The sequence below is a fragment of the Limosilactobacillus pontis DSM 8475 genome (genome assembly GCF_001435345.1).
In the GTDB taxonomy this organism is placed as follows: Bacteria; Bacillota; Bacilli; order Lactobacillales; family Lactobacillaceae; genus Limosilactobacillus; species Limosilactobacillus pontis.
The window spans coordinates 69,818-78,807 of record NZ_AZGO01000008.1 but is presented as its reverse complement, the minus strand read 5'-3'; the positions used below and the strand labels follow the sequence as shown (position 1 = coordinate 78,807).

The 8,990-nt window shown below is 50.4% G+C and carries 5 protein-coding genes; all 5 read left to right on the top strand.

The annotated features are described in order from the left end of the window. The first annotated feature begins 250 nt into the window (after nt 1-250). The 5 genes from adhP to rpoB all read left to right on the top strand — a co-directional run bounded on the left by adhP (nt 251) and on the right by rpoB (nt 8,961). Nucleotides 251-1,273, top strand: a complete 1,023-nt coding sequence (gene adhP, locus FD34_RS00915; RefSeq protein WP_057805872.1) for an alcohol dehydrogenase AdhP — start codon at nt 251-253, stop codon at nt 1,271-1,273. A gap of 149 nt (nt 1,274-1,422) precedes the next feature. Continuing rightward, complete coding sequence (locus FD34_RS00910; protein WP_057805880.1) at nt 1,423-1,890, top strand: CtsR family transcriptional regulator; 468 nt, start codon at nt 1,423-1,425, stop codon at nt 1,888-1,890. Between the two features lie 13 nt (nt 1,891-1,903). Then, nucleotides 1,904-4,402: an ATP-dependent Clp protease ATP-binding subunit gene (locus tag FD34_RS00905; protein WP_057805869.1), complete on the top strand. Its 2,499-nt coding sequence runs from the start codon at nt 1,904-1,906 to the stop codon at nt 4,400-4,402. Between the two features lie 121 nt (nt 4,403-4,523). After that, nucleotides 4,524-5,147: a TetR/AcrR family transcriptional regulator gene (locus FD34_RS00900; protein ID WP_057805867.1), complete on the top strand. Its 624-nt coding sequence runs from the start codon at nt 4,524-4,526 to the stop codon at nt 5,145-5,147. 199 nt (nt 5,148-5,346) lie between these two features. Then, nucleotides 5,347-8,961, top strand: coding sequence for a DNA-directed RNA polymerase subunit beta (rpoB, locus tag FD34_RS00895; RefSeq protein WP_057805865.1), 3,615 nt, complete (start codon nt 5,347-5,349; stop codon nt 8,959-8,961). The last annotated feature ends 29 nt before the right edge of the window (nt 8,962-8,990 follow it).

Sequence of the window (8,990 nt, the reverse complement as noted above, 5' to 3'; positions counted from 1 at the left end):
TCTTGCTTAATCTACGTCACTAAATTCGTTCAAGTTATTTCTTGCAATCTGCCTTAGTAATATAATTTATTTTTATGATTGGTTTGCTCGTACTAGATCCTGTTGTAACGCTTTTATTGCTTATTTAGTAGTGAATGGTCCGCTTTCATTGACGATTTTTTCACAAAAGTTGCTTTAAAAAATGGGGATCTTCTGCTATCATAATAATTGTGAAAAATATAACATGTCTTTGAGAAGGAGATCTTACCTTATGAAAGCTGCTGTTATCAATGATCCAGTAGATGGATACGTTACTATTAAGGATGTTAAGCTTCGTGACCTCAAGCCAGGCGAAGCTTTAGTTGACATGGAATACTGTGGTCTTTGCCACACCGACCTTCACTGTGCCGCCGGTGACTTCGGTAAGAAGCCTGGTCGGATTATCGGTCATGAAGGTGTTGGCCGTGTATCCAAGGTTGCCCCTGGTGTTACCTCACTGAAGGTTGGGGACCGGGTATCAATCGCTTGGTTCTTCAAGGGCTGTGGCCACTGTGAATACTGCCTGACCGGTCGTGAAACCCTTTGTCGGAACGTCCTGAATGCCGGTTACACTGCTGATGGTGCTATGGCACAACAATGTATCGTTCCAGCCGACTACGCTGTTAAGGTTCCAGAAGGCCTGGACCCAGTAGAAGCAACTTCACTGACCTGTGCCGGTGTTACGATGTACAAGGCACTGAAGGTTGCCGACATTAAGCCTGGCCAATGGGTATCAATCGTCGGTGCCGGTGGTCTTGGTAACCTCGGTATCCAATTTGCTCACAACGTCTTTGGTGCTCACGTTATCGCCGTTGATGGTAACGAAGATAAGCTGAAGGCTGCTAAGGAAAACGGTGCTGAAATTTGCATCAACCGTCATGATAACAACGTTGATGAACAGATCCAGGAAAAGGTTGGCGGTGTTCACGCTGCAGTTGTTACGGCTGTTACGACCGCTGCCTTTGACCAAGCCGTTAACTCCCTTCGCCCAGATGGCCGCTTAGTTGCCGTTGCCCTCCCACAGGGTGACATGAAGCTGAACATCGCCAAGACGGTTCTTGATGGGATTATCGTTGCTGGTTCCCTGGTTGGTACTCGTCAAGACCTGGCAGAATGTTTCCAATTCGGTGCTGAAGGTAAGGTTCACCCAATCGTTCACACTCGTAAGTTTTCTGAAATCAATGACATGATCCAAGAACTTAAGGATAACAAGGTTGTTGGTCGGAACGTCGTTGACTTCAGCCTCGAAGACTAACTTAAAATTTAATTGAGATATGATATTTAGAACTACAGGAAATCTGATCATTTCCTGTAGTTCTTTTATTTAGGACGTTATTTGGGCAGAGTTGAGAAAAATATGGTAAAATAATGGTCAAGATTAGTCAGATGATGGAGGGCGATGAAATGGAAAACCGAAGTATTTCGGATATAATTGAAGCATATCTTAAAGAGGTCTTTGGCGACGACACTCAGATAGAGATCCGTCGTTCTGAAATTGCTGATCATTTTAACGTTGTTCCATCACAAATTAACTATGTAATCAAGACCCGGTTTACCATTCAGAATGGCTACCTTGTGCAGAGCAAGCGGGGTGGCGGTGGTTATATCCGGATTGAGCGGGTTAATTTACTTGGTGATGTGGATGTGCTAAACTCACTGGTCCAGGCAATTGGCAACACAATTCGTGAACGGGACGCATTTGCAATAATTCAAACGCTCTATAATGAAAAGGTGATTTCACAGCGTGAGGGTGATCTAATGCTGATGGCACTGTCGAAGCAGACCTTAGCAGTTGATGATACCAATATGGTGAACAAGCTTCGTGCACGGATTTTAGTTTCATTTCTTAATCGCTTACGGTATGAAAGTTAGAGGATGATTGCAGATGGATAACATGTTTACACCTAGCGCTAAGCACGTTTTAGCAATTGCTCATGAACAAGCAAAATACTTCAAGCACCAGGCCATGGGAACGGAACACCTCCTGCTGGCCTTGTCGATGGATAAGGACGGGATTGCCAACAAGATCTTCGAGCAGTTCTCAATCACGAGTGATGATATTCGAGAAGAGATCGAGCGCCTGATCGGTTATGGAACGATGGATGACCTCGGGCCGGCAGACTATCTGCCGTACTCACCGAAGGCCAAGCAGGTTCTGTCATTAGCCGGGCGGGAGGCCCAACAGATGCATGCTCTGAAGATTGGTACCGAGCACCTGCTATTGGCTTTGATTGCTGATGAGGGAGTGCTTTCCTCCCGTATCTTGTACAGCCTTGATGTTCTGCCACGGCAGGTACGCAAGGTAACTCTACGGCGGCTTGGAATTTCTGAGAGCCAGGTTCGCCGTCAGGCCGGTCAGAAGGGGAATGCTAAAACCCAGTCGGCCGGGACGCCAACCCTTGATAAGCTGGCCCGTGACATGACCCAGCTAGCTCGGACCAAGCGACTCGATCCGGTGGTCGGCCGGGATAAGGAGATCAAGCGGGTCGTCCAAATCCTGAGTCGGCGGACGAAGAATAATCCCGTATTGATTGGTGAACCCGGTGTCGGAAAGACGGCAATCGTCGAGGGCCTGGCCCAACGGATGGTTGCCGGGACCGTTCCTGAGGAATTGGCCAACAAGCGGCTGATGGTCCTTGATATGGGCTCACTGGTCGCTGGCACCAAGTATCGTGGTGAGTTTGAGAACCGTTTAAAGAAGGTCATCGAGGAGATTCAAAATGATGGGCACGTCATCCTTTTCATTGATGAGCTTCATACCTTGATCGGAGCCGGCGGGGCAGAGGGGGCCATTGATGCCTCCAACATCCTGAAACCGGCCCTGGCCCGTGGTGAACTACAGACAATCGGGGCCACCACCCTGGATGAGTACCAGAAGTACATCGAATCCGATGCGGCCTTAGAGCGTCGTTTTGCGACTGTCCAGGTGGACGAGCCAACGCCCGAAGCAACCCTCCATATCCTAAAGGGCTTGCGGCCGAAGTATGAAGAACACCACCACGCCAAGATCACTGACGACGCCCTGGAGCAGGCGGCTAAGCTTTCTGACCGTTATATCAGTGATCGCTTCCTGCCCGACAAGGCCATTGACCTGATGGATGAGTCGGCAGCGATGGTTCGGATCAACGCTGAAGAGAAGCGCGATCGACAGCCATCTTTGCAGAGCAAGCTTGATGACCTGCGCTCGGCCAAGGAAGCGGCGATTGAGAACCAGAACTTTGACCGGGCTGCCCAGCTCCGCCAGGACGAGCTGACCCTGAAAGCCGAGCTGGACCGCCAGCAGAAGAAGTTAGCATCACAAACGAGCGCCAAGGGCAGTTACCGCCTGAAGGTTACGGGTGAAGATGTCGCCAAGGTGGTGGCCGAATGGACCGGGGTACCGCTGACCCAGCTGAAGAAGAGTGAAAGTGAACGCTTGGTCAATCTCGAGCGGGTTCTCCATCAGCGGGTGATTGGCCAGGAGGAGGCCGTCAGTGCCGTTGCTAAGGCCATCCGGCGAGCGCGCAGCGGGCTCAAAGACCCGAACCGGCCGATCGGTTCCTTCATGTTCCTTGGGCCAACTGGGGTCGGAAAGACCGAGCTGGCCAAGGCTTTAGCCGAGGCAATGTTTGGTTCTGAGGACAATATGATCCGGATCGACATGTCCGAATACATGGAGAAGTACAGCACCAGCCGGCTGATTGGGGCTGCTCCGGGCTATGTCGGATACGACGAGGGGGGCCAATTAACCGAGAAGGTTCGCCAACACCCGTACTCGGTTGTCCTGCTGGATGAGGCCGAGAAGGCCCACCCGGACGTCTTCAACCTCCTCCTTCAGGTGCTGGATGACGGTTACCTGACCGATGCCAAGGGTCGTAAGGTTGACTTTAGAAATACGATCATTATTATGACCTCTAACCTGGGGGCTACCCAACTTCAGGACGAGAAGGAGGTCGGCTTTGGTGCTAAGGACCTGAGTCACGATTACAACGCCATGTCGGCGGCTATCAGGCAACAGTTGAAGTTGCACTTCCGTCCGGAATTTCTCAACCGGATCGACGAGGCGATTATTTTCCACTCCCTGAACAAGAAGGAGCTGCACCAGATTGTCAAACTAATGGCTGGCGACCTGAGCGCCCGGATCGCGGAGCAGGGGATCAATCTTAAGATCACCCCGGCTGCGATTGACGAAATTGCCAAGATCGGGTACAATCCGGCTTATGGGGCCCGGCCACTGCGGCGGGCGCTTCAGGACCATGTTGAGGACAGTCTTAGTACGGCCCTGCTGGATGGCCAGATCAAGGTGGGCGATGACGTTACGATTGGCGCCCATCGTGGCCAACTGACAATGAAAATTAGGAATGCTAACACGACCAAGCCCGTCTTGGTCAAGATGAATAAGTGATGAACTAGGAGCTGCCTCTACGATGAGCCAGCTCCTAATTTGTGAAGCTATTGTCACGAAACAATGACTGGTAATATACTAGTTGATAAATGTGATTTTTGAGGAGGATATGTCAATTCAAATGAAACGAACGGAGCAGCTTGAAAAGACGCGGGCCGCGATTCTGCGGACGGCAACGCGGCTCTTCTTGCAAAAGGGCTTTGCCCAAACATCAACCAGGGACATTGCCAAGGAGATCGGAATTACCCAACCGGCCCTGTATCACCACTTTAGCGACAAGGAGGTCCTCTTCTTGAGCGTGATGACGGACTTTTCTGGAAAGGTCCGTACGGATATCAACAAGGTCTTACGCAAGCATAAGTTATCACCAGAAGAACAGCTATTTGAAATTGTTAAGGTTTTGAAGAAACACCACCCGATCAGCATCTATGACCAGTATAACCAGGCCATGCAGTTACTTTCCAAGAGTGCCCAGCGGAAGTTCAATATGATTTTTGTGATGGACTATCTGATTCCAATTGGTGAATATTTCAAGCAGCCGGCGGTTAACTTACGGGCAGACCTCTTACCGAAGGAAGCGGCAGAACTCTTCTTGGCCAGCCTGACGCCAGTCTTTGGTACCTACCAGGTGATCGGTGGTCAGGCCATCACCAACGACCAGCGCACTAAGCTGATCATTGACTGTATCGTTAACGGTTTGAAGCGGACACCCAAGGAAGAAATTATTCAATCCTTGACAAGTTAATATTTAGAACTTATACTATTATAGTATGTAATTTGTGAGTTCATTTGGAGATGGTGATCTATTGTCCATCACCTCCTGCAATAAAACCAAAGACAGTTTCACGACTGTTTTTGGATTTTTTTTGCCCAAAAGTTGCTTTTTGGTGTAATTGTAACCAAAATGTAACATTTGGAAACGACTCACCCAACAAATTAGAGAGGTGAACAGTTTGGCCGGACATTTAGTTAAATACGGTAAGCACCGTACCCGTCGTAGTTACTCCCGGATTAAAGAAGTTCTCGAGTTGCCTAACCTGATTGAGATCCAGACTAATTCCTACAATTGGTTCATGGACAAAGGGCTGCGGGAAATGTTTGATGACATTATGCCAATTGATGACTTCCAAGGTAAGCTTTCCCTGGAATTCGTTGACTATCAACTTTTAGAACCTAAGTACACTGTTGATGAAGCACGTGAACACGATGCTAACTACTCAGCACCACTGCACGTTACTTTACGGTTAACCAACCACGAAACTGGTGAGATCAAGTCGCAGGATGTTTTCTTCGGTGACTTCCCACTGATGACTGATCAGGGAACCTTCATTATCAATGGGGCCGAGCGGGTTATTGTTTCCCAATTGGTTCGCTCCCCTGGCGTTTACTATAATGAAGAAACCGATAAGAATGGTCGGCCAAGCTACGGTGCCACCTTCATTCCGAACCGTGGTGCCTGGTTGGAATACGAAACCGACGCCAAGAATGTTTCCTACGTCCGGATCGACCGGACCCGGAAGCTGCCAATGACCGAACTGGTTCGGGCACTGGGCTTCGGTTCCGATGACGAAATTATTGATATGTTCGGTGGTGACAGTGAGACCCTGTCACTGACTTTGGATAAGGATGTCCACAAGAACGCTGAAGACTCCCGGGTTGAAGAAGCCCTGAAGGACATTTACGAGCGCCTGCGTCCAGGTGAACCGAAGACCGCTGACTCGGCCCGGAACCTGCTGACTGCCCGGTTCTTCGATCCAAAGCGTTACGACATGGCTCCGGTTGGCCGTTACAAGACCAACAAGAAGCTGATGCTTAAGTACCGTCTGCTCGGTGAGAACCTGGCTGAGACCCTGGCTGATCCTGACACTGGTGAAGTGTTGGCGCAGAAGGGTGATACGGTTACCAAGGAAGTTCTCAAGAAGTTGGAACCTTACCTGGACCGTGACGACTTCAAGATGGTTACCTACACGCCATCTGACGAGGCTGTTGTTACTGAACCGGTCAAGCTGCAGAAGATCTTGGTTTACTCCAAGAAGGATCCGGAACGGATTGTCCCGATTATCGGTAACGGCCACATTCCGTTGGAATACAAGCATATCGAACCAGCCGATATTCTGACTTCCCTGAACTACTTCTTCAACCTGCAGGAAGGTATCGGTTCGACCGATGACATCGACCACTTAGGTAACCGGCGGATTCGTTCCGTGGGTGAACTGCTGCAGAACCAATTCCGGATCGGTTTGGCCCGGATGGAACGGGTAGTTCGTGAACGGATGTCAATTCAAGATCCTGACACCGTTACCCCACAACAGCTGATCAACATTCGTCCTGTGGTTGCATCAATCAAGGAATTTTTCGGTTCCTCCCAGCTGTCCCAATTCATGGACCAAACCAACCCACTGGGTGAACTGACGCATAAGCGGCGTCTGTCCGCCTTGGGTCCTGGTGGTTTGACGCGTGACCGAGCCGGCTATGAAGTCCGGGACGTGCACTATACCCACTACGGCCGGATGTGCCCAATTGAAACGCCAGAAGGGCCAAACATTGGTCTGATTAACAGTCTTTCCTCTTACGCCCGGGTTAACAAGTATGGTTTCATTGAGACGCCATACCGGCGGGTTTCCTGGAAGACTCACAAGGTTACGGACAAGATCGACTACCTGACGGCCGACGAAGAAGATAACTTTGTGATTGCCCAAGCCAACTCACCACTGAATGACGATGGTTCATTTGTTGATGATGAGGTTATGGCTCGTGACAAGGATGAATACGTTGAAACTAGTGTTGAGAACGTCGACTACATGGACGTTTCACCAAAACAAGTTGTCTCCGTCGCTTCCGCATGTATTCCATTCCTTGAAAACGATGACTCCAACCGTGCCCTGATGGGTGCCAACATGCAGCGGCAAGCCGTGCCGTTGCTCAACCCACACGCACCGTTGGTAAGTACCGGGATCGACTACAAGGCGGCGCATGACTCTGGGGTAGCCATGATTGCCAAGAAGGCTGGGACCGTGGAATACGTTGATGCCCGTGAGGTTCGGGTTCGCGAGGATGATGGGACGCTTGACACTTACAAGCTGATGAAGTTCCGTCGTTCTAACGGTGGTAAGAACTACAACCAGCGGCCAATTGTCAAGGTCGGTGAACACGTTGATGCCGATGATGTGCTGGCCGATGGTCCATCAATGGAGCAAGGGGAACTGGCCCTTGGTCAAAACCCATTGATTGCCTTCATGACTTGGCAGGGTTACAACTTCGAAGATGCCATTGCCATCAACGAACGCCTGGTCAAGGACGATGTCTACACGTCCATTCACATTGAATCCTATGAGTCCGAAGCACGGGAAACCAAGCTTGGGCCGGAAGAAATGACCCGGGAAATTCCAAACGTCGGTGATGACGCCCTGAAGGATCTTGATGAAAACGGGATCGTTCGGGTCGGTGCCGAAGTTCATGATGGCGACATCTTGGTTGGTAAGGTGACGCCGAAGGGAATGACTGAACTGTCTGCCGAAGAGCGGCTCCTGCACGCCATCTTCGGTGAAAAGTCTCGTGAAGTCCGTGACACCTCACTGCGGGTTCCTCACGGCGGTGGCGGGATCATCCAGGACGTTAAGGTCTTCACCCGTGAAAACGGGGACGAACTGTCACCAGGTGTCAACACCATGGTTCGGGTCTACATTGCCCAGAAGCGGAAGATCCAGGTCGGTGACAAGATGTCCGGTCGTCACGGTAACAAGGGGACGGTTTCTATCGTTATCCCTGAAGAAGATATGCCATATATGCCGGACGGGACGCCAATCGACATCATGCTGAGTCCAATGGGTGTGCCAAGTCGTATGAACATCGGTCAGCTGCTTGAATTACACCTGGGGATGGCTGCTAAGCGGCTTGGTATCCACATGGCAACGCCAGTCTTCGATGGTGCCTCTGACAAGGACGTCTGGGACGCCGTTCGGGAATCTGGTTTCCCAGAAGATGGTAAGACGATTCTCTACGACGGACGGACTGGTGAACCATTTGAAAACCGGATCGCCGTTGGGTCCATGCACTACCTGAAGTTGGCTCACATGGTTGATGATAAGATTCATGCCCGGTCAACTGGTCCGTACTCACTGGTTACCCAACAGCCACTGGGTGGTAAAGCCCAGTTCGGTGGTCAGCGGTTCGGTGAAATGGAGGTTTGGGCCCTCGAAGCTTACGGTGCGGCCTACACCCTGCAAGAAATCTTGACTTACAAGTCTGATGATACGGTTGGTCGTGTCCGGACCTACGATGCCATCATCAATGGCCAGCCGATTCCAAAACCAGGTGTTCCTGAGTCATTCCGGGTTCTGGTTAAGGAACTCCAGGCGTTGGGTCTTGACATGAAGGTCCTCGACGGCAACCACCAGGAAGTTCAATTAAAGAACATGGATGAAGATGACTCCGAAGTTGTCAGCGTTGACGCCCTGGCTAAGTACGCTGAGCAGCACAATGCCGACAGTGATAAGAAGAACTCGGCTTCGAAGACCACATCTGCATCAACGACTGAAGATAAAACCAAGCAAGATTAATCGTTCTTCAACTGAGATTTACTGAAATA

Bases quoted from the DNA above. Each gene is read 5' to 3' on its own strand.
- adhP (WP_057805872.1), top strand. From the start codon at position 251: ATGAAAGCTGCTGTTATCAATGATCCAGTAGATGGATACGTTACTATT.
- FD34_RS00910 (WP_057805880.1), top strand. From the start codon at position 1,423: ATGGAAAACCGAAGTATTTCGGATATAATTGAAGCATATCTTAAAGAG.
- FD34_RS00905 (WP_057805869.1), top strand. From the start codon at position 1,904: ATGGATAACATGTTTACACCTAGCGCTAAGCACGTTTTAGCAATTGCT.
- FD34_RS00900 (WP_057805867.1), top strand. From the start codon at position 4,524: ATGAAACGAACGGAGCAGCTTGAAAAGACGCGGGCCGCGATTCTGCGG.